Raw genomic sequence first — 22,607 nt, 5'->3', positions numbered from 1 at the left:
GATGTCATGAAAAAACCAGTCAAAGCGCTGGCCGTGACCGTGGCAGCCTTCGTGCTGCTCCTGGTGCTTGTTTCGTTAAACTATGCGCTGATCATGATTGCCCTGACGTTTTCGGTCGGGTTGGCAATTGCCGGGCCAGCAAATTGGCTGCGATGGACAGCGACCTTCGCGGCAGTCAGTGCGCTATCCGGCGCAATCGTCGAGTACGGACTTCCGAAGCTCCTTCCAGAGGGAGTCATCAGCGGCCTGGTTCTGTGCGGCCTGATGCCCCTGACACCCGCCTTCATGCTCTGGCTTGCGCACCTGATTCACAAGCATTCTGCACGCAGACCGCCTGCAACTTGAGCTGGCGCGCCACAGCACCAAGCGCAATACATTCGAAACTCAATGAGCGCCACCTGACAATTGAATCCAGTCCTCATACTATTGCCCGGCATGGATGGCACAGGCGAGCTGTTTGGGCCTTTCATCGCAGCGCTCGGAGGCGAGTTCGAAGTACGGGTGGTACGCTATCCGGGCAACCATTGCGGCGGTTATGAGGGCCTGGAGGAAATTGCGCGGGCAGCGATTCCAGACGACCGCCCGTATGTCCTGCTGGGCGAGTCATTTTCAGGGCCGATTGCGATTTCGATTGCTGCATCTGCGCCTGGCCAATTGCGCGGGATGGTGTTGTGCTGCACGTTTGCGCGCAACCCGAGGCCAGGACTGGTTGCGCTGAAGCCCTTCGTCGGCGCGATGCCGTTCAAAGCGTTGCCGGCGGGTTGGCTTGTGGCCAAGCAAATCCGGGCTGCTTTCGTGCTGGCGCTGGACCAGGTCACGGCAAAGGCACTACGTGCCCGCATGCGCGCAGTACTTGCGATCGATGTCTGCGACCGGCTGGCGCACTGCGATGTGCCGATACTGTATTTGCGTGCGACGCGCGACCGACTGGTGCCGCGTGCTGCGGCAAGCCTGATCGCCAAGATCAAGCCGGCCACCAAGGTAGCCGAAATCGATGCGCCGCACTTCCTGCTGCAAATGGCACCCATGCCGGCCGCGCAAGAAGTCGCGGCCTTTATGCGGATTAGTGAGCGGAGATAATCCCCAGCCCCATCACGGCCACAATGGCGATCGCCAGCGAAATCCCGTGCAGCACGCCAAGCAGGACCCAGCGCCAGATGGTCCCCCACTTTCCCTTCCGGTAGACGCGCTGCATCGCCCACGGCAGGTAGCCGGCCACCCAGCACAGTGCCGCAAACTTAAGGAAGCCGTCGGGCAGGTAGATGAACACGCCGAGCATGACGAACGCAAACGCATTGGTATGCAGCGCGAACAGCATATGTTCGCCGTACTTCTTGCCGGTTCCGAGGTAGAGCAGCTTGAGCCACAACGCAAAAATCGGCATCAGCAGGAAGATCGCGTATGGCGCGTACTTATAGAAGCCCGCCTGCATCACAGCGCTCTTCTCGCGGTCGTCCATCTTGTCAAAGCGGTCGATCGAGTGCGATATGCCGGGCGTCTCCTTTTCCAGCACCCGCTGCAGCCTCTCGTTGACAATCGCAGGCTGTTCTTTCGCCGGAACCACCTGCTGCGTCGCCCCCGGCGGCAATGGACGAGGATCGACGGTCGCGACGCCGGCATCGCTGAACTTCAGCACCGCGAAGAAGATGATGCTGAGCGACAGGTACAGGCGCAACGGCTCGACATAGCGCTTGCGCCGGCCCGCCAGGTATTCCGCGGTCAGCACCCCGGGACGGAACAACAGGCGTGAAATGGTGCCCCACAAGCGCCCTTCCAGCGCCACGTAGTGGCCAATGAACTCATGCATGAACTCACTGAAGCTGGGCGCATGCAAATGCGTCTCCTGCCCGCACATATGGCAGAAGTTTCCGGAAGTAGTGGCGCCGCAGTTGCGGCAAGTGTTGTCGGTGGCAATATCCATATTGCAATGCTACCGGTGGAATTGCTTCTGTTCAAGCTGGCGACCACCGCCGCGTGCCTTCGCTACCATGAATTGAGGAGGAACACACCATGGAACCGAACAGCAAGGACCGCAAGGTCAATACGCAACAGCCCGTGGAACGCAGCGGCGGCAAGCGCCTGCCGCACGAGCGCGACGAGTCGCCGCAGGGCGAGACCCAGCAAAAAACCCGCAGCGTGATCCGCCAGGCAGCGGAAGATGTCGAGCAAGGCCTGGTCGACACCGACTTGCACGGCAAGCCGGGCCTGCAAAAGCCGCAAGCCGGCAGCGAGTCGAAGGCAAATCCCCTGCCCGGCACCAAACGCGATTGAGGCCTGCCATGCGAACCGCCATCCTGTCCTTCGCGGCCTGCGTCGCCGCCGGTGCCGCACTGGCGCAGTCCTACCCGCCTGGCTGGGGCCCCAACCCCAGCCTGCCGGAGCCGAACAAGAAGCTGATCCCGACCGTCAACGTGGCGCCGGTCGAGCGCTGGAAAGGCGACGACAAGCCGCTGCCCGCTGCAGGCTTCAGCGTCGGCGCCTATGCGCGCGATCTCGATCACCCGCGCTGGCTGTACGTGCTGCCGAACGGTGACGTGCTGGTCGCCGAGACGGCAGCCCCGCCCAAGCCGGAGGACGGCAAAGGCATCAAGGGCGCGATCATGCAGCACGAAATGAAGAAGGCCGGCTCGGTCACGCCTTCCGCCAACCGCATCACCCTGCTGCGCGATATCGATGAACGCGGCGTGGCGAAAACGCGCGGCACCTTCATCAAGGATCTCAACTCGCCGTTCGGCATGGTGCTGGTCGATAAGGACCTGTACGTGGCCAATACCGATGCGGTCGTGCGCTTCCCCTACACCGAAGGCGCAACGTCAATCGGCGCGGCCGGCATCAAGGTATTGGACCTGCCGGCCGGCCCGCTCAACCACCACTGGACCAAGAACATCACGGCCAGCCCGGACGGGCGCTTCCTGTACGTCACGGTAGGCTCGAACAGCAACGTCGGCGAGAACGGCATGGACAAGGAGGAAGGCCGCGCCGCGATCTGGGAATATGAACGTGCCACCGGCAAATCGCGCCTGTTTGCAACCGGACTGCGCAATGCCAACGGCATGGCATGGGAACCCAGGTCGAAGACGCTGTGGACCGTGGTGAACGAGCGCGACGAACTGGGCGAAGACCTGGTGCCGGACTACCTGACGTCGGTCAAAGACGGCGCATTCTACGGCTGGCCTTACAGCTATTACGGCCAGCGCGTCGACACGCGCGTCAAGTCGCCGCGCCCGGACTTGGTGGCGAAGGCGGTGATGCCGGACTACGCGCTGGGCGGGCACACCGCCTCCCTCGGCCTCACCTTCTACGACGCGAAACTGTTCCCGGCAAGCTGGCAAGGCGGCGCCTTCATCGGCCAGCACGGCTCGTGGAACCGCAAGCAGTTCAGCGGCTACAAAGTGGCTTTCGTGCCGTTTGCGGAGGGACGCCCAGCCGGGCCGCCGATCGATTTCCTGTCCGGCTTCGTGACGCGCGACGGCAAGGCCAAGGGGCGCCCGGTCGGCGTGGCGCTGGACAAGGCAGGCGCCCTGCTGGTGGCGGACGACGTAGGCAACGTGGTGTGGCGCGTGGTGCCGGCGAGCCACTGAGAAAACCAATACAATGTCGTCATGCGAATCCTACACACGATGCTGCGGGTTGGTGACCTGCAGCGATCCATCGACTTCTACACCAAGGTGCTGGGCATGAAACTTCTGCGCACCAGCGACAATCCCGAATACAAGTACACGCTGGCCTTCCTCGGCTACGGGCACAACCCGGATCATGCGGAGCTGGAGCTGACGTACAACTACGGCGTCGAGAAATACGACATGGGCAATGCCTATGGCCATATCGCGATTTCCGCGAGCGACATCGTTTCCGCCTGCGAGGCAGTGCGCACCAATGGCGGCAATGTCACGCGCGAGCCGGGACCGGTCAAGGGCGGCACTACTGTGATCGCTTTTGTGACGGACCCGGACGGCTACAAGATCGAACTGATCGAACGCAGTTTCGAGGGCCAGGGGGCCGGACTGCGCTGATGGGATTCGGCGCGGCGCCTCGATGGCGCCGCGCCGGCTTTGATGCTTAGTGGTCCAGCAGGGCGTTGATCGGCTCCAGGTCTTCTTCCTTGAGCGAACCGGCCGCCGACTTCAGGCGCAGGCCATTCATGATGGTGTCGTAACGGGCCTTCGACAGGTCCTTCTGCGTGGTGTACAACTGGCGCTGCGCATTCAGCACGTCGATGTTGATACGCACGCCCACCTGGTAACCCAGCTTGTTCGATTCCAGCGCGGACTTGGACGACACTTCCGCTGCTTCCAGCGCCTTGACCTGGGCCAGGCCGCTGTTCACGCCGAGGAAAGCCTGGCGTGCGGTCTGCGCAGCCTGGCGGCGCGAAGCTTCCAGGTCGTTGCGGGCCTTGTCTTCCAGCGCGATCGATTCGCGCACCTTGCTGGTCACGGCGAAGCCGTTAAAGATCGGTACGCTCCAGGTCACGCCAATGGCATTGTTGTTGGTCTGCGAAAGGCCGGTATTCGAAACGCGGGATTTCTGCGCAACCAGGTCCAGTGTCGGCATATGGCCTGCACGCTGCTTGCTGATCTCACGCTTGGCGATTTCAACATTCAGCTTGGCGCCGGTCACGCCATAGTTCTGCTCTTCCGCCGCAGATACCCACGGCTCCAGAGTTGCCGGCTGCGGGCTGGCGATCGTCACGCCGGTGCGCAGCGGCGCCAGTGCACCTGGCGCCTGGCCAATGACCTGCTGCAACGCTGTGCGCTTCACCTCGAGGTCGTTCTGGGCTGCGAATTCCTGCGCGACCACCAGGTCATATGCCGCTTGCGCCTCGTGCGTGTCGGTGATGGTCTGGGTGCCTACTTCGAAGTTGCGCTTGGCCGATGCAAGTTGTTCGGTGGTGGCGGCTTTTTGTGCCTGGGTCGCGGTAAGGTTGTCTTGCGCGGTCAGCACGTCGAAATAAGCCTGCGACACGCGCAGGATCACGTCCTGCTGCGCTTGGGCAAATACGGCTTCCGCTGCGGCGGTGGACAGTTTGCTCTGCTGGTAGTTTTCCCAGTTGGCCCAGCGGAACAGGGGCTGGGTCAACTGCAACTGCATCGTGTGATTGTAGTTATCCAGGTCGCCCGAGGTGTGTTTGACGCGGTCCGTCTGGTCACCATTGTTTTTCGTGACGCTGCCGCTGAGGCCCACGGTTGGCAGCAATTGCGAACGCCCCTGCACCGTGCGTTCCTGGCCGGCCGCCAGCGAGGCACGGGCGCTGGCGTAGGTGGCGTCGTTGGCGAGCGCCTGTTTGTACACCTGGACCAGGTCGGCCGCCTGTGCATTCAGCGAAAACAAGGCGCTGGATACCAGCACGGCGAGGAGGGGTTTCTGCATTTGCATCTCCGTTGGAGTCGTCAAAAAGGATTAGTTTTCGTGCCTAGTACTGCGGCATTGAGCTGTCTACCTGCACAGCCCAGGCGTGAATCCCGCCTGTCAGATTGCTTACCTTGCTGAAACCATGATGCTCGAGGAAAGCTGCCACGTTGAGGCTGCGCGCCCCGTGGTGGCAGATGCAGACGATTTCTGCATCCTCGTCGAGATCGTCGATGCGGGCCGGGATGGTCTGCATCGGCATCAGGGCCGAGCCTGCGATATGGCAGGTCTCGTATTCCCAGTTCTCGCGCACGTCCAGCAGGAAAGGCTTGGCGCGGCTTTCATCATTCAGCCAGCCAGCCAGTTCCGGTGCGGTTAAGTGCTGCATTGGCGTTCCCTTAGAAAGTGAACGCCGAAGGTTTCACCGCCAGGTCGAGCGGCTTGACATCGGTTTCAAACAGTTTGACGGTGTCGTAGCCGTGCTCGCCGGTGCGGGTGATGCGGTGCGCGGTCATCACCGGCGAATCGCCGATGATGGCCACGATACGGCCGCCTACCTTCACTTGCTGCAGCACTGCCTCCGGCAGTACCGGCAGCGAGCCGGAGAACACGATCACGTCGAACGGCGCGCCGTTGGACCAGCCCTGGGCGCCATTGCCCAGTTCCACGGTCACATTGGAGATGCCGTTTGCCGTCAGGTTCTTTTCCGCCAGCGCCTTCAGTTCAGGGGCGATTTCGACGGCGGTAACGTGGCGTGCACGGTGGGCCAGCAGGGCGGCCAGGTAGCCGGTGCCCGCGCCAACCAGCAGCACGTTTTCATGTTTTTTGATCTGCGCATCTTGCGCGATGCGCGCTTCCAGCTTCGGGGTCAGCATTTGCTCGCCACCCTGCAGCGGGATGAAAGTGTCGACAAAAGCCAGGTTCTTGTAGGCTTCTGGCACGAAATTCTCGCGTTTTACGACCAGCAAGAGATCGAGGATGTCCGTATCCAGCACATCCCAAGGGCGGATTTGCTGTTCGATCATATTGAAACGGGCTTGTTCGATATTCATCTTTGTTGACTCGGTGAGGGATAAATAATCCGTCATTTTATCGTTTGTCTGGTCAGGTGGGCATATTAACGATTAAGACAACGGATCGCGGGAAATTGCGACAGTCTGCAGATTTGGGGGGGGTGAACGACCAAAATCGGCAATTTAAGCTGATTTTTGCGGGGCCAGCCCCTGCTGTACCAGGCCGAGGAAGGTTTCCATGAAGGTGTCGGCATCGATGCCTTCGTGGGTCTCGCAGGGGAAGAAGCTGTGCTTCCACATCATCAGCGTCAGCACCGGGGCGATCAGGACGTTGGTCATCATCACCGGGTCGAGCGGGCGGAACTCGCCGCGGGTCACGCCGCGTTCGAGGATGCGGGTCAGCAAAGCGCTGCCGCGTTCGATGACTTCTTCGTTATAGAACGCGGCCAGTTCGGGGAAATTGCCGGATTCGGCCATCATCAGCTTGGTCAGGCCGGCGGCCTTGGTGGCGCCGACCTGGGTCCACCAGCGGCGCAGCATCTGGCGCAGCAATTCGTCGCTTGGCGTATCGCGCGCGGCGGCCGCATCGCTCTCCGCCTGGCCGATGGTTTGCACGATGGTTTCGCGCACCACGGCCTTGAACAGTTCCTGCTTGTTGTCGAAATACAGGTAGAGCGTGCCCTTGGAGACGCCGGCAGCGCGCGCCACGTCTTCCAGGCGGGTGGCGGCAAATCCACGGTCGACGAACAGCTCCAGCGCGGCCGCCAGCAGTTCCTGCGGACGCGCGTCCTTGCGCCGCTCCCAGCGGGGCTTGGTATCAGTCGGGGCTTGCATACTAAATAAAAGTTGGTTCCGGGTAACTTACTCGTGAGTCATTTATCTTAATTCCCCGCCTGCTGGACGTCAAGTTTCAGGCCTACGGACGACAGATATGCTTGCATTCGCGCCAGATATGTTTGCATGCTGCGCCACATAAACTTGCACGCGACTCCAGAGCTTGAAACAAGAACCATCGCACGATCGATGTATTTGTCCCACTAGCCGAGGCATAGCGAACCCTTTCGCCAGTGAGACTCCCCCGCTTCCCAGCTTCAGCACTGATTGACTCTGGTGCGCTCTGACAATGTAAAAAATGTCAATCGTGCATCAATGAAGTGTTAAATAAAATATAATTTCGCCTCCGAAATTTCCGATTTTCAGGAGTGCACCGCATGGCCCCACGTCTCCCCGGCCTTGACTTGACAGGACTCACCGAAGCCAATCGTCCGATCCGCCTGCGCCTGTTCCGAGGAGAAGGCAGCGCCGATGACAAATTGCTGGTCAAGCACGTCAGCGGTGTGGAAACCATCTGCGGTGGCATCGAATACAGCCTGCTTTGCGTTTCGCCTGAAGCCGGCTTACCGCTCAAGCAGTTCATGGCAAATCCTGTTGAACTGCAGTTCGTAACCGACACCGGTGGCATGCGTTCTGTGTGCGGTATCGTCGCCTCGGCTATTGAAGGACAGGGCGATGGCGGCCTGGCCACCTACCAATTGATCGTGCGCGACGCGCTGTCCCTGCTCGATAAAACCAGCAATACGCGCGTCTTCCGCAACGCCAGCGAAATCGATATCACCAACACGATCTTGCGCGAGTGGCGCGAAGCTAACCCCGTTGTGGCCCGCGCATTCCAGTTCGACCTGGGACAACTGAAGACTTACCCGGCGCGCGAATTCACCATGCAGTACAACGAATCGAACGCCGACTTTCTGCGACGCCTCTGGAAGCGTCGCGGCATTGCCTGGTTTATCCGCCCCGGCGCATCCAGTGAACAAGGCAGTGGCGACGCGCCGGCTCACACGCTGGTTCTGTTTGATGATGCGATGTCACTGGCAGAGAACGCGGCCGGCACCATTCGCTTCCACCGCGATGATGGCACCGAGCGGCGCGATACCATTACGACTTGGCACGCCGTACGGCAACTGATGCCAGGCAGCGTCAGCCGCCGCAGCTGGGATTATGCGCAGGCCTGGTCCATGGGCAGCCAGAACCTCAACGAGGTAGACCAGGGAAAATTAGGCAACCAGTTCGCCGCCGGCCTCGATGACTACCTAGTTGATGTGCCGCATGCCGGGGACAATGATGCTGACTACCGCAGTCTGGGCACGTTGCGCATGCAGCGGCACGAATACGAGTCAAAGTTCTTCCAAGGCGAGGGCAGCGACCGTAATATGTGCGTCGGTCAGTGGAACCGCGTCAGCGGCCACCCGGAGCTCGACTCCCATTCGGAAGAAGAGCGGGAGTTCATCATTACTGAACTGCGCGTGGAGGCCGAAAACAACCTTCCTAAGGCTTTTGATGATCGCGTGCGTCGGCTGTTTGCGCTCAACCACTGGCGCAATGACAGCAACGGCCTGGAGCAGGCCAGCGCCGAACGCGGCGTGCGCTATACCAACCGCTTCACTTGCGTGCGGCGCGGCATTCCGATCGTGCCACGCTACGACCCACGCATCGACTTGCCGCGTACCGAGGCGCAAAGCGTTACCGTGGTCGGTCCCGTCAACGAGGAAATCCATTGCGATGCTCTGGGGCGCGTCAAGGTCCGCTTTGCCGGCTGCCGCGATGAGGATCATGAACACGCAAGCGGTGCAGGAGCCTCCGACAGCGAGCGCGATTCAGCCTGGGTACGCGTGGCCAGCGGCTGGGCGAGCGCCCAGTATGGTGCGATATCCCTGCCGCGCGCGGGCGATGAAGTCATCTGCGTCTTCCTTGGCGGTGACCCTGACAAGCCGCTCATTATTGGCCGCGTACACGGCGGCAAGACAATTCCGCCGTCGTTCAGTCATCGTAGCCGGCTAACTGGTGACAAGTACCTGTCCGGAATCAAGAGTAAGGAAGTCAAGGCGCAGCGTTATAACCAGCTGCGCATGGATGATACGCCCGGCCAGATCAGCGCCCAACTGGCCAGCGAGCATGGATCCAGCCAACTGAACCTCGGTTTCCTGACGCACCCCGCGCTGTGACGGTGAGGGCGACCCGCGCGGCGAAGGCTTCGAGCTGGCCACCAACGACAGCGGCGCGATTCGTACTGCCAAATCCCTGCTGATTTCGGCCTGGAAGCGGCTGGACGCCTGCGGCAACCAGCTTAGCAGCGACGAGCATCTGGCCCTGATGCAGGACTGCCTGGACCTGTTCAAGTCACTTGGCCAATACGCCGCCGAACACCAGGGCCTGGCGCTGGATGCGGAACCGCAAGCAGAACTCAAGGATCACGTGGATGCTGCCGCCGGCGGCAGCAATACCGACCGCCAGCGTGACGGCGGCAAGCCGACGCTCAGCATGACAGCCCCGGCCGGCATCGCACTCAGTACGCCGAAAACCATGGTCAGCTATGCCGGAGTGAACGTCGACACGGTGGCCCAGCAGCACATGCAGTTCACCAGCGGCCAGCGCTTCAACCTCAATGCGGGCAAGGGTATATCGCTGTTCTCGCATATGGACGGCATTACCCAGGTGGCGCACAAGGGGAAGTTCCTACTGCAAAGCCAACTCGATGATATGCAGTTCAATTCCGCCAAGGACATCAAGGTCACCGCCGCCAAGCGCCTGATCATCATGGCCGAAGACGAAGTAACCCTAATGGTGAGCGGCGGTGCCTACCTCACGCTGAAAGGCGGCAACGCCGAGATCGGCGGCCCGGGTCCGCTCACGGTGAAGACCGATGGCCACCACTGGAACGGCCCGGCCAGCGCGGCGACGGAGCTGCCGAAGTTCGAATCGGGCGACTTTGGCCGCGTACCGCGCCTGCTGCGTGCAACCGACGGCAAGCCGGTGGAAGGCATGCAGTTGCACGTCGAACGCGCAGGCGACAGCCCGATGGCAGGCGTCAGCGATGGCGCCGGCACAGGAGAAAAGATCGTCACCGACCGCCTGCAGCAGATCAAGGCCATTTTCTATCGTCCGCGCAAATAAAGCGCTCTCTGTATTCGCCTGGAAATCGCATCAATGACGAAGCCATTAACCTTCGATAGTCCGTTCGAAGACCCATGTAACCTGATTGTCGGCGCCAAGAGTGGCGTCTGCCTGGTCGATCCGAAACACCTCGACGTCATCGCACAGATGCCGCTGCCGGGTATCACCATCTTCGTCCACGGAGTGAACTCCGATGGCGAGTGGTATACGCAAACGGAAGAAGGCATCTGCAACGGCCTGAACGACCGCCTCAAACGCAACAAGGGGCAGATTGTTCATGCCACGCCAGAGGGTGGCCAATTGACTCCAGCCAAATACATGGAGGAGCTCACGCCGGATGGGTTTATCAATCCCGAGATGAATCCAAACTCGTTTGTTGACAGTACAGGCAGCTTCTCACCTGTAATTCATTTCCGCTGGGGCTACAAGGCAAGCAGCAAGGAGTTGCAGCTATTTGGCGACCAAATCTACCTGAACGAGGAGAATTATTGGGGCGGTGGTCCTTTCGCTAATGGCTGCACCTCTCTTCCCGATTTGTGGGGCGATGGCATCGATGACACTTTGTTTTTGTGGCTGCATGTCCAGCACATGAATCCGACCAACGACCGTGTGGTCTATTCCTGCCCGCCACGGCCCTATTACGTACTGGCGGCATTGCGTTTGGCGAAATTGGTTGAATCGATTCGTAAAAAGCAAGCCGATACACCAATCACCATCGTCTGCCATAGTCAGGGCAATATGATTGGTATTGCCGCAGCATTTCTCGGTGACCGCCTCGACCCGGTAACCGATGCAACCGGCAAGACCGGCAACTGTGTAGCCGATACCTATGTATTGTGCAACCCTCCGTACAGCCTGCTGCAAAAGAACGCGACTCAAACTTGGGCCGAGCGGGGCATGGAAGATCCGGAGGGCCGTAATGGCCGCACCAGCGGCGAAGCGCGCTACAAGACGCTCGCCGCATTCTTCGACATCATCCGCAAGCAATCGGCTTTCGAACAACCGGCCGCCACTATCGATGAACTGATGAAGAACGAATCGTACGGCTTCGATGCGCGCAGCGACCGTAATAAGCATGGCTATGGCGACAAGCTCTCCACGCTTGGCCGTGTGACGCTGTATTTCAACCCGCATGACCAGGTCATCTCGTCCTCCACAATCCAAGGCATCGGTTGGCGAGGTTTGAGTCAGCAGGAAATCAATGCCACAAATGGCCATGGCGTTTTCAGTCAGCGCGTCTTCGCGCAAGGCTTCAAAGTTGGTGAGCAAGGCCAATACGGTTTTGCACAGGCAATGAAGGATCGCAACCTCAAGGAATTCTGGCATCCGCCTTCACCTGTTGCAAAGTATTCCCTCTCTAAGGGTTTGGCCGCAAACACAAACATCTTCGGAAAGGTGATGACGATCGTAAGTGCGCCGGTGATGATTGTGGCAACGACCGCAGCGCGCACGCGTATCAATGGCGATCCACCCAAAGACTGGAAAACCCCGCTCACTGCGCCGAACTTACCCGAATCCTTCTTACCGGAAGTAATACGCTTCGGTCAAAAATGTGCCGATTTTGATCAAGGATACGACGCACCAGGCGAGTCACGTGATAAAGAACGTGTCCGCGATGCAGATGATCCCTATTCCGGAGACCGAACTATTCCTCGAGGTGGCGCCGAGAGCGCAGCGCGGAGACGCAATGATGCTGCAGAAGGCAACGCAGCTTCGGAGGCCAGCCTGCGCTATGAACATCACGCCATGCTGCGAATGGAAGCGAAACGTGAGGGAATGTATGCGAATGGACAGCAAGTGACGGAAGAGGACAAACCAACGACCGCAAGTGCAGAATACAATGTTTGGCGAAATAAGAAGATCAAAGAAAACCTAGCTAAGAGCATTGATACTCATGCGACAGACCACTCGACAATCATGACAAATGGCATGCACGCGCAAAAGGCGCTAGCGTACGACGTCGCTGTTGGCGCATGCTTCATTAAGGACGAAGATTTTAATGACTTGAGAATGGCTGCAGATTGGCGATTCCTGGCAGGGCTAGGCAAGAACGATCCCAATAAAGTGTTCGAAGAATATTTCAAATCCGGACTGTTTAGAGAGCAGCCAGTAAACAAGTGGGCGAACGAAACGCCAGAAGGAAAAATGCCAGTCAAGATTGTTAATCAACGGGGCTTTTTTGCCAAAGTTCCTAAGGGGGCGCAATGAACTTCCTAATTGAGACGAGGCCGCGCCGGTTTGCCTTTGCTTTCCTCGCATTCGCTTTCGCAGTCTTCGTAGCGTTTATCGTTACTAAGACCTCAAATCAAACGTCACCACACTTGCTAACGGATCGTGAAATTATGAATCGCTTCCTGCTCCTACCTTCTATGTTCGCGGCCGGCGTGTTGGCTCTGCTTAGCTTCGCTGCCCCGGCATCCGCACAAACCACGACTACCGTTGCGGCGCCAACGAGTCCCGAGGCAGTTAAGCCGTTTCAGGCCCAAGTAGTCGGACTGCAATGGCTGAATCCTCTGCAGCGACGCGACTACCCGACGGAATGGCAATTGCTTTGGACGCTAGGGCTAGTTCAGCCTAACAAAGACGATGACATGGTCAAATTGAAACCAATGAAGTACTCAAAGCTTCAGGCAATTGGAATTATTGCGAGTGGCAACAACGGCAGGGAGAGCTTTGAGGGATATCACGAAAAGTATGTAAGTGCCCTGACCGTACATTTTCACGACGTTTACTTTTCCAGTTCCACGTATTTCTATAACGCGCATTCGTTGAAAGACAAGAAAACATGGCGCGAGCTGGCGGGTATCCATATCGAATATGCTTTGCCTGAAGGACGTTTGGACCCGACTGCGGCGGCACGTTTTACGCAAGATGAGATTCGTAGGACGTTCTCAATCGGCAACCCCAACTTTCCGGAAGCGTGGAGTCGTTCCACATTACCCGATGTGCGCGTAACAATGGGCGGTGCAAACGCCGGCTTCGCATCGTTGGCAGCCGGCCTCGACTACTTACAAGCACACCCAAACGAGACCGTATGGGTAATGAATTGGGATGCACCTACCTTCCCACCAAAAGACGCGCAGATCAACGAGAACATGGTGCTGCTGGTGCTCGCCGGCCCGAACTACAATACGGAGCGTGCGCCGCTGGCCTGGATCGGCTATCCGTCTACCAAAAAAGTGCAGGACTTCGAAGCACGGAAGGGGCAGCCGCCCCGCCAAATCCAGGCATGGAAGGCCGCTGTAGAAAACGCTGCAAGCAATGCCGGCAAGCAGGACAGCGACATCGGCTACGTCATCCACGATGCCAACAACACGCATGCTGCTTCGTCTGAACGTATCGGCGCTTTGGCGCAAACGTTGACCACCGAGTTAGTGGACTTCGATTTCAAGAAGCAAACCTTCAATACACCAGCCCTGTTGGGCGAGATGGGGGCCGGCACAGCGCTGACCAACGTTGCGCTTGGCATCGCCTACGCCAATCACCTAGGCAAGAATGTGCTGGTGGCAGGCACCACCAACGCCGAACAGCCAACGGCAGTCGTGGTGAGTCCACCCGCAAAGGTAAGGCCGATCGATCCAGACTTGCCGTGGTTCCGTGCTCGTGGTGGCGGCAGCGCGTTCCTGCCATGGTGGGGGCTGCGCCATGATGCAGGACGCGAGCCGCAAGGCTATTCCGATTGAGACAGGATGCGTAAGGAATACACATGCACGGCGTAATTCGCCTGAACGACCCCACGAGCCATGGTGGAATCGTCATCAGCGCATCGGCTAGCTCCAAAGTCCTCGGTATAGCCGTCGCCCGTAAGGGTGACAGCTGCACTTGCCCTGTGCCTGGTCATGGAATTTGCGTAATCGTTGAAGGAGACCCCAAGGTGCTGATCAATGGCATCCCTGTGGCATTCGACGGTCACAAGACCAGTTGCGGAGCGACCCTCATCACCACCGCCCCGAAGAGTACACGCGGATAACGATGCCAATGCGTTCCCTACCATCGATTTGCATGTTGGGTCATGTGATCCATTGTGAAATGGCTACGGTTTCTCGTACAGTCTTTTGCAAAGAATGCTGGGCTAAGTCCCAGAAAACGAAAGGAATCTATCCCTATCGCAGGGCCCATTCGGATGAAATGGACCCATGCATGGACCGTTAAATCGGCGAGATGGGGATAGTGATTTTGTTGTAATCCGTCTGAGTGAAGGTGCGGCCACTGACAAACTTTTCCCAAAAAGGATGACTTTGTTCAGTCATTTCTACGAGAAGCTCATCGAAACCGCCTTCTCTCAATAGCTCAATGACCTTGTTAACTAAAGCAGTGCCAACACCTCGGCCTTTGTGCCCAGGTGCCACGTAGAGCTTCCAAAGCTCGCCAATGTCCGAATCAACCGAGGCAATTGCCCGTTATGGGGTGCGGAAGCGGCCGCCCAACTGACACTTTACAGATCCCCAATCAATGACGACCGCACTTTCGCCGGTCTGCACTGTTACGCTGAAACTCAGGGCCTGTCAGCACTCGTAACACAACGTCGTTCGAAATCCCGCATCCATGCATATATTCGATTGCAGGTCCGACACCCTCGTGTGAGGCGAGCCAGATACCCTTCTCCACCATGATCGCTTCATTGAATGCGTTTCGTCTGTCTTGATTGGCCATCGCGCAAAGGGACCGAATTTCAATACAAAAATTTCGGTCTTATCAGTAGTGTTAAATAGACGATACCTCCCCATGCGCAAAATTTTCCGTACGCTAAGTCACTTTTCATTTGGGTCTCTATCCCCCTGGCCCCTTCCAGATTGTGACCAGATAGTTTCGCGCGATTGTGGTTTCTTCCTGCGAGAGGTCGCACCTCGAGAATGCCCTTCGTCGCGCATCGACCGTAACCGTGTATGCAGCGTGGAAGACGCATCAGTCAAAGTAAGCAGACGCCTTATTGGGGCCTGCTAGTTTTTTGCCACAGCGTAGACAGCCTGCACCACCATCGCCATGCGTTTGTAATCGAGCTTGTCAAACGTATCGCCGGCGCGGTGATAGTTCGGATTACGCATGAATGCGGTATCGGTCACCATCAGCGCCGGATAACCCTGCGCCCAATAGCTGCGATGGTCGGAGAAATCGACCCCTTGCACCATGCTGGGCGCGTTGAGCGAATAGACCGGCAACTCCGACGCGCCCGACATTGCAGCCTTTACCGAACGGCTTACGCCGAAATCGCCGAACTGCCCGACCAGCGCGATGAAATTGCCACGATCCGGATAGCCAAGTTTCAGCGCAGCCAGCGGGTAGGCCTGGCTACCTGGGCTGTCGCTGAAATAGCCGATCATCTCCAGTGACAGCATCAACTCCACCTCACGCCCCGCCGCCTTCAACGCGCGGGCATGCCAAACACTGCCCATATGGGGTGAGCGGAAGTGTGGCGGCTCTTCGAGGGTATACGCCACCAATTCGACCGGGCGCGCGGGTCCGGATTGGCCCAGCAAGTACGCCAACTCCAGCAAGCCCGCAATGCCGCTGGCGTTGTCGTCGGCTCCTCGCGTGGCGCCGTGGCTGTCGTAATGTGCACCAATCACCAGCAGGCGCCCACTCTCAGGCCCGAAGCGCGCGACGACATTCTTGTAGCGCTCACCTTCGACCACCACTTCCTGGATGGATACCTGCGCGCCAGCTTTCTTGAATTGCTCTGTGATGTATTCCGCTGTTTGCTCCAGTTTTGCCGGCTGCTCGAATGAGCGCGGATAAAAATCGACGGACAGTTTTTTGACATGCGCCTCGAGCTTGGCTGGATCGACCGGTGGTGGCGTCGATGGCACCGCTGTGACCAAGGGCTGGCAAACCAAGGCAGCCAGCATCAGAATTCCCGCAATGATGACTGCCAATGCTGCATAGAAGCGGCGGGGCTTGCGCGCGGGCGACTGCGAAAAATCCATTCCTGTTCCTTGTCGTCAAATCAGAGGACGCAGTATGCCACGTGCCAACTTCCATCTTCTCATCAGACAATTCTTACGTTGATAGGACGACTCGCACATTCTTTTAATTTGCAACCATTCGTAGCACAACTACTAGCCCGGGTGGGCTATGGTGGTCGCGATCCTGTTTTGTCACCATAACCTCGATTTCAAAAAACGATGCCGCGACCAGGTCGTGGCCAGTGACCAACAGACCAAAACAGGATCGACACATGAAACTCAAACCTACCGCCATCGCGCTTGCCCTGCTCGCAGCCACCCTGAACGTGCAAGCACACGAAGACGACGAAGCACCCGTCAAATACAAGCCAGGCATGCGCTACGGCGACAGCGCTTCGATGGGCAACGGCCGCTTCACGGCGTACACCAAGATCAGCCCTAAAGGCAAGCCGGAAGCGGTCGGCGTGGAATTCCACGAGTCGACCCTGAAGAACCTGCCGCATCATCCGCTCAACGACGGCAAGACCTGCCTGGACCTGAACCGCGACGACAAGATCGATGATCACGATGAGTGCGTCGGCGGCCATTCGCGCACCCTGTACTTCGATCCCAACCCAAGCCAGTTCAAGAACATCACCATCAACTGGGAAGCGCATGGCCACGTGCCGGACCAGGTGTATGACCGCCCGCACTTCGACTTCCACTTCTACACCATTCCCGACACCGAACGCCTGGCCGTATTTACCGGCGACTGCCCGGGCCTGACCAATTGCGCCGTCGAGGCCAAGGCCAAGAATCCGGTTGCGCCTCAGTACGTCCACGCCGATATGTTCAACACCAACCTGGTGTATGCGCACATGGGCAACCACTACGCCGATTCCACCGCGCCGGAATTCAACGGCGGCACCTTCACCAATACCTTCATCCTTGGCACTTTCGACGGCCGCATCACCTTCTACGAGCCGATGATGAGCAAGGACTACCTGGACTCCAAACCGGACGACTGCCTGCCGGTCAAGCAGCCAGCAGCAGTACAAACCGATGGCTGGTATCCAACCCAGTACTGCACCCGTTTTAACGAGCACACCAAGACCTACCGCGTGTCGTTCGAAGCCTTCAGCTATCGCAAAGCCAGCTGAATCCTGCTAGCTAATTTCACTTACTGAGGAATCACCATGGAACAGTTCGACGCAATCGTCGTGGGCGGCAGCGTGTCCGGCGCGCCCACCGCCACCTGGCTGGCCCGCAAAGGATATAAAGTACTGATGGTCGAGCGCGACACCTTCCCGCGCGACACCAACTCGACCCACTTCATCTGGCCGCGCGGCATGTCCTACCTGAACCGCCTCGGCGTGGCGGGCAAGGTGCTGGAGCAGACTCCCAGCTTCAAGCAGCTGGAAGTCTCGATCGAGGGCATCAGCCTGCATGGCGGCGTGCCGGTGCAGGCGGTCAAGGACCGCTTCATCAAGCTGCACGGCAATGACGACGGCGTGGTCGACTACTATTCCGGCCCGCGCCGCTTCTACCTGGACAAGGTCCTGCTGGATGAAGCGCGTGCTTCCGGCGTCGACGTGCGCGAAGCCACCACCGTCCAGTCGCTGATCGTCGAAGAAGGCCAGGTGGTCGGCGTGCGCGGCAACGGCCCGAACGGCGCCCTGTTGGCGCGTGCCCGCGTGGTGGTCGGGGCCGATGGCCGCATGTCGCAATTTGCCGGCATGGTCGGCGCCGAGAAAACCGTGGTGCGCGAGAAATCGACTTTCGCCTACTACGGCTACTTCAGCGGCATCGACAAGCCCGAACTGTGCATCCACAAGCGCGGCCGCTTCGGCACCGCCATCTTCCCGACCATGGAAGACCGCCACCTGGTGCTGGTGTACGGCCCGACCGCATGGTGGAGTGACTTCAGCAAGGATCCGGAAGCGAACTTCCACAAGACCTACCGCTATGTGGCGCCGGAAGTGGCAGACATCGTCGCCAAGGGCAAGCGCGTGGAGGATTTCAAGGCCATGGGTCGCATGGTGGCGTATCACCGCCAGACCTATGGCAAGGGCTGGGTGCTGGTGGGCGACGCCTGCAGCTTCAAGGACCAGTGGACCGCGATGGGCATCACGCACTCGCTGCGCGACGCCGAACTGGTAACGGGCTACCTGGACCGCGTGCTGAAGAACGAAGTCCCATTCGAGGAAGCGATGGCGCAGTACCACGAGGCACGCCTGGCCGACTACGAGGACTACTGGGGCTTCGTGTGCGACGGCGCCGAGTGCAACCCGTACACCCGCGAACACCTGGAATTCTTCCATGCGATCCAGGCCGACCAGGCCAAGGTCGACCATTTCATGGGCCAGGTCGGCGACACCATCCCGTTCTCGAACGCGATCGCGCTCGATGGCGAAACCCGTGCGCTGCCTGACTTCATCAAGAACTACGACCCCGAGTCGCTGGACTACTTCGCCAACCTGTACCAGGAAGTGAAGGCCGCAGCTTAATTCCCGATCCCCTCCTGTCGCGCCGGCCCACCCGCCGGCGCGCATCTGTTGTACCTACCAGAAGGAAACCATCATGCAAGCGACATCCATTGGCGTTGACGCAGCATCCGCATTGCGCCTTAAAGCGCCTGGCACCTGCGGTGAACTGATGCAAGGCGCCATCGACGAACAGGATTTCCTGGTCAACTGCCCGGTCAACCTGTTTTCCTACGCCACCGTCGAAGAACACGAAGACGGCCTGCACCTGTCGGACCTGAACCGCTTCACCAAGATCCGCGACACCATCTCCCTGGCCGCGCACGAATACGCCTTCCGTCTCGGCCACAAGGTCGCCATCCATAGCGACATCCCGCGCGGCAAAGGCATGGCATCCAGTTCGGCCGACATCACCGCCGCCCTGGAAGCCGTGTTCCGCAGCGCCGAAGTGCGCCTGGACGCCCAGCTGTTCGCGCGCCTGGTCACCGAGATCGAGCCGTCCGACTGCGTCCACTTCCCCGGCATCGCGGAAGTCAACCACCTGACCGGCCGCCTGCTCGACTCCATGCCGGCGCCGGCCGACCTGAATGTGCTGGTGGTCGATTGCGGCGGCGAGATCGACACCATCGGCTTCGACCGCAAGAGGGCGCGCGCCATCTACCGCCAGAACCAGCCTTACCTGAAGGACGCGCTGGCCAAGCTGAAGCGCGGGTTGCGCCATGCCGATCCGCTCGCCGTGGCGGACGCGGCGACCGCCAGCGCGACGCTGAGCCAGCAGATTCACCTCAAGCCGCAGTTCGACGAAATGCTGGCCACCAGCCGCGAGCTGGGCGCGCTCGGCGTGAACTGCGCCCACAGCGGCACCGTGCTGGGCGTGATGTACCGCGCCAGCGACCGCCTGGGCGACACCCTCAAACACGCCATCACACAGCGCTTTGGCAAGAGCGTCGAGATTGTGGGCGACTTCAAGATTATCAGCGGAGGATGCTATGACTGCTAACAACCTGGATATCTTCCAGACCCGATTCCACAACCCGTCCATCTTCGCGATCCGTTCGCGCACCAAGTACCAGGGCAAGCTGACCGACTTCTGCGTGCCCGCCAATTCCTACTTCCCGCCGCCGCAGATGCTGGAGCTGATCGCGCAGAACATGGGCGACATCCTCAAGTACTACCCGGACTATTCGCCGGTGTACCAGCAATGTGTCGCCGACCTGGTCGGCACCCCGGCCGAGAACATCGTGGTGGCGAACGGCATCACCGAGATCATCACCATCCTGTGCCGTGACAGCAGCGGTCCGATCCTGACTTCGGTGCCCACCTTTGGACGCTGGACCGACCTGCCGCCGGAGTTCAACGTCCCGGTTCATTTCGTGCACCGTGAACGCTCGCGCGACTTCGTGATCGGCGCCGACGACGTGATCGCCCGCACCCGCGAAACCGGCGCCAGGACAGTCGTCATCTGCAATCCGAACAACCCGACCGGCGCATGGTTCAGCAGCGACGACATCCGCAAGATGGCATACGAGCTGTCCGACATCGACAGCCTGATCATCGACGAATCGTTCATCGAGTTTTCCGGCCTGGACAGCGCGGAAGCGCTGGCGATGGAGTCGCCTAACGTGATCATGGTCAAGAGCATGGGCAAGTCGCTCGGCTGGCATGGCATCCGCCTGGGCTACGCGGTGGCCAATACGCGCGCCGCCGCCATCCTGCGCGCCAAGGTCCCCTACTGGAACGTGAACGGCCTGGCCGGCTTCGTGCTGAAGAACATCGGCCAGTTCAAGGAGATCTATGCGCAGAGCTTCGTCAAGGTCGCCGAAGACCGAGAGTATATGTATCGCCAGCTGCAAACGGTGCCGGGCCTGAAGACTTATCCATCCAAGGGCAATTTCCTGTTCAGCGAACTGCCGGAGGGCGTCTCCGGCAAGCAGGTGCGCGACATCCTGCTGGAACAGTATGGACTGGTGATCCGCGAATGCAGCAACAAGGCCGGCTCGACCGAGCAATACCTGCGCAGCGTGGTGCGCGTGCGCGAAGACGCCGACAAGCTGGTGGCGGCACTGGCCGAAGTGCTGGCGGCCTATGCGCCGGCCGAGGCGGCGTGATGGACTCCGCCATGGCGGCACCGTCGCTGCTGGTCAGGGTGGCGCAGCGGCGCGAAGAGGCACTCGGCATCGCCAGCTTCGAGCTGCGTGCGCTGGACGGCGGCGAACTGCCGCCTTTCACCGCCGGCGCCCACATCGACGTGCTGGCGCCGAACGGCATGGTGCGCCAGTACTCGATCTGCAGCTCGCCGCTGGAACGCCGGCGCTACCTGCTCGGCATCCTGAACGAACCGGCGTCGCGCGGCGCTTCGCGCGCCCTGCACGAGGAGGTCGGCACGGACGACGTGCTGTGCATCAGCGAGCCGCGCAACCACTTCGCCCTGGTGCCCGCCAAACGCAGCTTGCTGCTGGGCGGCGGCATCGGCATTACGCCGATGCTGGCGATGGCGGCGGAGCTGGCTGCGCAAGGCCGGCAATTCGAACTGCACTACTGTGTCCGTTCGCGCGAACACGCCGCCTTCCTCGACCTGGTCGCCCAGTCGCCGTGGGCCGACCGCACCAGCCTGCACATCGACGATGAGGGACCGTACCAGCATTTCAATGCCGATGCGCTGCTGGCGGTGCCGGATGCCGATAGCCATGTGTACATCTGCGGCCCGGCAGGCTTTATCGCCCACGTGCGCCAGCGCGCGGCGGCGCATGGCTGGGCAGCGGCCCAGGTGCATGTTGAGCACTTCGCCGCACCGGCACAAGACCTGCCCGAACCGGGCGCTTTCGACGTGCGCATTGCCAGCACCGGCAAGGTGATCCGCGTCGGCGCCGACAAGACGGTGGCCGGCGTGCTGGGCGAACATGGCATTGCCATTCCGCTGTCCTGCAACGAAGGCGTGTGCGGCACCTGCATCACCGGCGTCCTGGAGGGCACGCCGGAACATCGCGATTGCTATTTCACCGAAGAAGAGAAGGCGCGCAATAACCAGTTCATGCCCTGCTGCTCACGCTCGATGGACCACACCCTGGTTCTCGACCTGTGAAAAAGGCGCCATATCGATATGGCGCCTTTCTTCATCAAGAGGCCCGCCTAAGCGGGCTTCGCTTTGCCTTACAGGGTGGCCATGCCGCCGTCGAACAGGATGTTCTCGCCGATCATGTAAGAGGAATCGTCGCTCGCCAGGAACAGCACGGCTTTTGCGACTTCATCAGGCTGGCCGAAGCGCGAGGCCGGCACTTTTGCCATCAGTTGGCTGGCCCACTCCTGCACCGCTTCCGGCGGCAGGCCAAGCTTGCCGTAGATCGGGGTTTCGATCAGGCCAGGGCTGATGACGTTGACGCGTACGCCGCGCGGGGTCAGTTCGGTCGACAGGGTACGCGCCAGCGAACGCACGGCAGCCTTGGTGGCCGAGTACACCGCCAGGCCGGCCACGCCCTGCTCGACCAGGGTGGTGCCGGTCAGCACCACGCTCGATGGGTTGTTCAGCATCGTCAGCACGCTTTGCACGGTGTAGATCACGCCCTTGAAGTTGACGTCGACCTGGTTGTCGATGTGCTTGGCATCGACGTCCGAGAACGGCATCGGCTGGGCGATGCCGGCGTTGGCGAATACCACGTCCAGGCTGCCGAAAGCCGACTTCAGCTTGGCGGCAACGCCGGCCATGTCCGATGCCGACGATACGTCCGCGCGCAGCGCCAGCACGCCTTCGCCCAACTCCTTGCCGGCCGCTTCGACGCGCTGTGCGTCCTGGCCAATGATCGCTACCGCGCGCGCCTTCTTTCAGGAACAGCTTGGCCGGTCGCCAGGCCGATGCCAGTGGTGCCGCCGGTGATCAGAGCGGTTTTGCCAGTCAGTCTACCCATCATTTTCTCCTTGAAAGGCCGCCCCAAGAG

23 protein-coding genes and 1 pseudogene are annotated in these 22,607 nt (G+C 59.9%); 16 read left to right on the top strand and 8 right to left on the bottom strand.

Annotated elements, in window-relative coordinates:
• The first annotated feature begins 6 nt into the window (after positions 1–6).
• Both ACQ4MM_RS22310 and ACQ4MM_RS22305 read left to right on the top strand, forming a co-directional pair.
• Positions 7–345, top strand: coding sequence for a hypothetical protein (locus ACQ4MM_RS22310; RefSeq protein ID WP_431479417.1), 339 nt, complete (start codon positions 7–9; stop codon positions 343–345).
• A 60-nt stretch (positions 346–405) separates the two neighbouring features.
• Positions 406–1,080 carry an alpha/beta fold hydrolase gene (locus ACQ4MM_RS22305; RefSeq protein WP_431479416.1) on the top strand — a complete coding sequence of 225 codons (675 nt, stop codon included), beginning with the start codon at positions 406–408 and terminating at the stop codon, positions 1,078–1,080.
• Here the strand turns inward: ACQ4MM_RS22305 and ACQ4MM_RS22300 are convergent.
• Positions 1,064–1,921 carry a DUF3667 domain-containing protein gene (locus ACQ4MM_RS22300; RefSeq protein WP_431479415.1) on the bottom strand — a complete coding sequence of 286 codons (858 nt, stop codon included), beginning with the start codon at positions 1,919–1,921 and terminating at the stop codon, positions 1,064–1,066. The two genes, ACQ4MM_RS22305 and ACQ4MM_RS22300, sit on opposite strands and share 17 nt — an antisense overlap.
• Before the next feature lie 89 nt (positions 1,922–2,010).
• On the opposite strand from ACQ4MM_RS22300, the gene ACQ4MM_RS22295 reads away from it, so the two are divergent.
• The 3 genes from ACQ4MM_RS22295 to gloA are packed head-to-tail and all read left to right on the top strand — an operon-like array spanning position 2,011 to position 4,013.
• Entirely contained in the window at positions 2,011–2,271 is a 261-nt protein-coding gene (locus tag ACQ4MM_RS22295) for a hypothetical protein (RefSeq protein WP_431479414.1), read from the top strand.
• Positions 2,272–2,279: 8 nt separating this feature from the next.
• On the top strand, positions 2,280–3,581 hold the full coding sequence (locus tag ACQ4MM_RS22290; RefSeq protein ID WP_431479413.1) for a PQQ-dependent sugar dehydrogenase: 1,302 nt from the start codon (positions 2,280–2,282) through the stop codon (positions 3,579–3,581).
• Positions 3,582–3,602: 21 nt separating this feature from the next.
• Entirely contained in the window at positions 3,603–4,013 is a 411-nt protein-coding gene (gloA, locus tag ACQ4MM_RS22285) for a lactoylglutathione lyase (RefSeq protein WP_431479412.1), read from the top strand.
• Between the two features lie 46 nt (positions 4,014–4,059).
• Here gloA and ACQ4MM_RS22280 read toward each other — a convergent pair whose 3' ends face one another.
• The 4 genes from ACQ4MM_RS22280 to ACQ4MM_RS22265 form a co-directional block, all read right to left on the bottom strand.
• Positions 4,060–5,367 carry a TolC family outer membrane protein gene (locus ACQ4MM_RS22280; RefSeq protein ID WP_431479411.1) on the bottom strand — a complete coding sequence of 436 codons (1,308 nt, stop codon included), beginning with the start codon at positions 5,365–5,367 and terminating at the stop codon, positions 4,060–4,062.
• A gap of 43 nt (positions 5,368–5,410) precedes the next feature.
• The gene (locus ACQ4MM_RS22275; RefSeq protein ID WP_431479410.1) at positions 5,411–5,734 is read right to left on the bottom strand and encodes a rhodanese-like domain-containing protein; all 324 of its coding nucleotides are present in this window, start codon (positions 5,732–5,734) and stop codon (positions 5,411–5,413) included.
• Positions 5,735–5,744: 10 nt separating this feature from the next.
• A complete protein-coding gene (locus tag ACQ4MM_RS22270) occupies positions 5,745–6,398 on the bottom strand; it encodes a protein-L-isoaspartate O-methyltransferase family protein (protein WP_431479409.1) in 654 nt (217 codons plus the stop codon).
• Between the two features lie 144 nt (positions 6,399–6,542).
• Positions 6,543–7,193, bottom strand: a complete 651-nt coding sequence (locus ACQ4MM_RS22265) for a TetR/AcrR family transcriptional regulator (RefSeq protein WP_431479408.1) — start codon at positions 7,191–7,193, stop codon at positions 6,543–6,545.
• Positions 7,194–7,570: 377 nt separating this feature from the next.
• On the opposite strand from ACQ4MM_RS22265, the gene ACQ4MM_RS22260 reads away from it, so the two are divergent.
• The 6 genes and pseudogenes from ACQ4MM_RS22260 to ACQ4MM_RS22235 all read left to right on the top strand — a co-directional run bounded on the left by ACQ4MM_RS22260 (position 7,571) and on the right by ACQ4MM_RS22235 (position 14,280).
• Positions 7,571–9,361: a type VI secretion system Vgr family protein gene (locus ACQ4MM_RS22260; RefSeq protein ID WP_431479407.1), complete on the top strand. Its 1,791-nt coding sequence runs from the start codon at positions 7,571–7,573 to the stop codon at positions 9,359–9,361.
• A 34-nt stretch (positions 9,362–9,395) separates the two neighbouring features.
• Positions 9,396–9,494 (top strand): annotated as a pseudogene (locus tag ACQ4MM_RS22255) (hypothetical protein); the annotation flags it as partial.
• A gap of 15 nt (positions 9,495–9,509) precedes the next feature.
• A complete protein-coding gene (locus ACQ4MM_RS22250) occupies positions 9,510–10,310 on the top strand; it encodes a DUF2345 domain-containing protein (protein ID WP_431479406.1) in 801 nt (266 codons plus the stop codon).
• Positions 10,311–10,343: 33 nt separating this feature from the next.
• Positions 10,344–12,518 (top strand): T6SS effector phospholipase Tle3 domain-containing protein, encoded by a 2,175-nt coding sequence (locus ACQ4MM_RS22245; RefSeq protein ID WP_431479405.1) that lies wholly within the window; start codon positions 10,344–10,346, stop codon positions 12,516–12,518.
• A complete protein-coding gene (locus tag ACQ4MM_RS22240) occupies positions 12,515–13,993 on the top strand; it encodes a virulence factor (RefSeq protein ID WP_431479404.1) in 1,479 nt (492 codons plus the stop codon). The genes ACQ4MM_RS22245 and ACQ4MM_RS22240 overlap by 4 nt, the downstream gene beginning before the upstream one ends.
• Before the next feature lie 23 nt (positions 13,994–14,016).
• Entirely contained in the window at positions 14,017–14,280 is a 264-nt protein-coding gene (locus ACQ4MM_RS22235) for a PAAR domain-containing protein (protein ID WP_431479403.1), read from the top strand.
• A 178-nt stretch (positions 14,281–14,458) separates the two neighbouring features.
• On the opposite strand, the gene ACQ4MM_RS22230 is transcribed toward ACQ4MM_RS22235, so the two are convergent.
• Positions 14,459–14,683 carry a GNAT family N-acetyltransferase gene (locus ACQ4MM_RS22230; RefSeq protein ID WP_431479549.1) on the bottom strand — a complete coding sequence of 75 codons (225 nt, stop codon included), beginning with the start codon at positions 14,681–14,683 and terminating at the stop codon, positions 14,459–14,461.
• Between the two features lie 567 nt (positions 14,684–15,250).
• Complete coding sequence (locus tag ACQ4MM_RS22225) at positions 15,251–16,234, bottom strand: M28 family peptidase (RefSeq protein ID WP_431479402.1); 984 nt, start codon at positions 16,232–16,234, stop codon at positions 15,251–15,253.
• Between the two features lie 251 nt (positions 16,235–16,485).
• Between ACQ4MM_RS22225 and ACQ4MM_RS22220 the strand changes: the two genes are divergently transcribed.
• The 5 genes from ACQ4MM_RS22220 to ACQ4MM_RS22200 all read left to right on the top strand — a co-directional run bounded on the left by ACQ4MM_RS22220 (position 16,486) and on the right by ACQ4MM_RS22200 (position 21,757).
• The gene (locus tag ACQ4MM_RS22220) at positions 16,486–17,352 is read left to right on the top strand and encodes a hypothetical protein (RefSeq protein ID WP_431479401.1); all 867 of its coding nucleotides are present in this window, start codon (positions 16,486–16,488) and stop codon (positions 17,350–17,352) included.
• A 36-nt stretch (positions 17,353–17,388) separates the two neighbouring features.
• Positions 17,389–18,699: an NAD(P)/FAD-dependent oxidoreductase gene (locus ACQ4MM_RS22215; RefSeq protein WP_431479400.1), complete on the top strand. Its 1,311-nt coding sequence runs from the start codon at positions 17,389–17,391 to the stop codon at positions 18,697–18,699.
• 73 nt (positions 18,700–18,772) lie between these two features.
• A complete protein-coding gene (locus tag ACQ4MM_RS22210) occupies positions 18,773–19,675 on the top strand; it encodes a hypothetical protein (protein ID WP_431479399.1) in 903 nt (300 codons plus the stop codon).
• On the top strand, positions 19,665–20,783 hold the full coding sequence (locus tag ACQ4MM_RS22205; RefSeq protein ID WP_431479398.1) for a pyridoxal phosphate-dependent aminotransferase: 1,119 nt from the start codon (positions 19,665–19,667) through the stop codon (positions 20,781–20,783). Before ACQ4MM_RS22210 ends, ACQ4MM_RS22205 begins: the two co-directional genes overlap by 11 nt.
• A complete protein-coding gene (locus tag ACQ4MM_RS22200; protein ID WP_431479397.1) occupies positions 20,783–21,757 on the top strand; it encodes a PDR/VanB family oxidoreductase in 975 nt (324 codons plus the stop codon). The genes ACQ4MM_RS22205 and ACQ4MM_RS22200 overlap by 1 nt, the downstream gene beginning before the upstream one ends.
• Positions 21,758–21,825: 68 nt before the next feature.
• Here ACQ4MM_RS22200 and ACQ4MM_RS22195 read toward each other — a convergent pair whose 3' ends face one another.
• On the bottom strand, positions 21,826–22,428 hold the full coding sequence (locus ACQ4MM_RS22195; RefSeq protein WP_431479396.1) for an SDR family oxidoreductase: 603 nt from the start codon (positions 22,426–22,428) through the stop codon (positions 21,826–21,828).
• Between the last annotated feature and the right edge of the window lie 179 nt (positions 22,429–22,607).

It is taken from the genome of Massilia eburnea (genome assembly GCF_050709955.1).
GTDB classification, from domain to species: Bacteria; Pseudomonadota; Gammaproteobacteria; order Burkholderiales; family Burkholderiaceae_D; genus Rugamonas; species Rugamonas eburnea_A.
The sequence above is the reverse complement of the archived record's forward strand: the minus strand, read 5'-3'. Positions and strand labels throughout refer to the sequence as shown.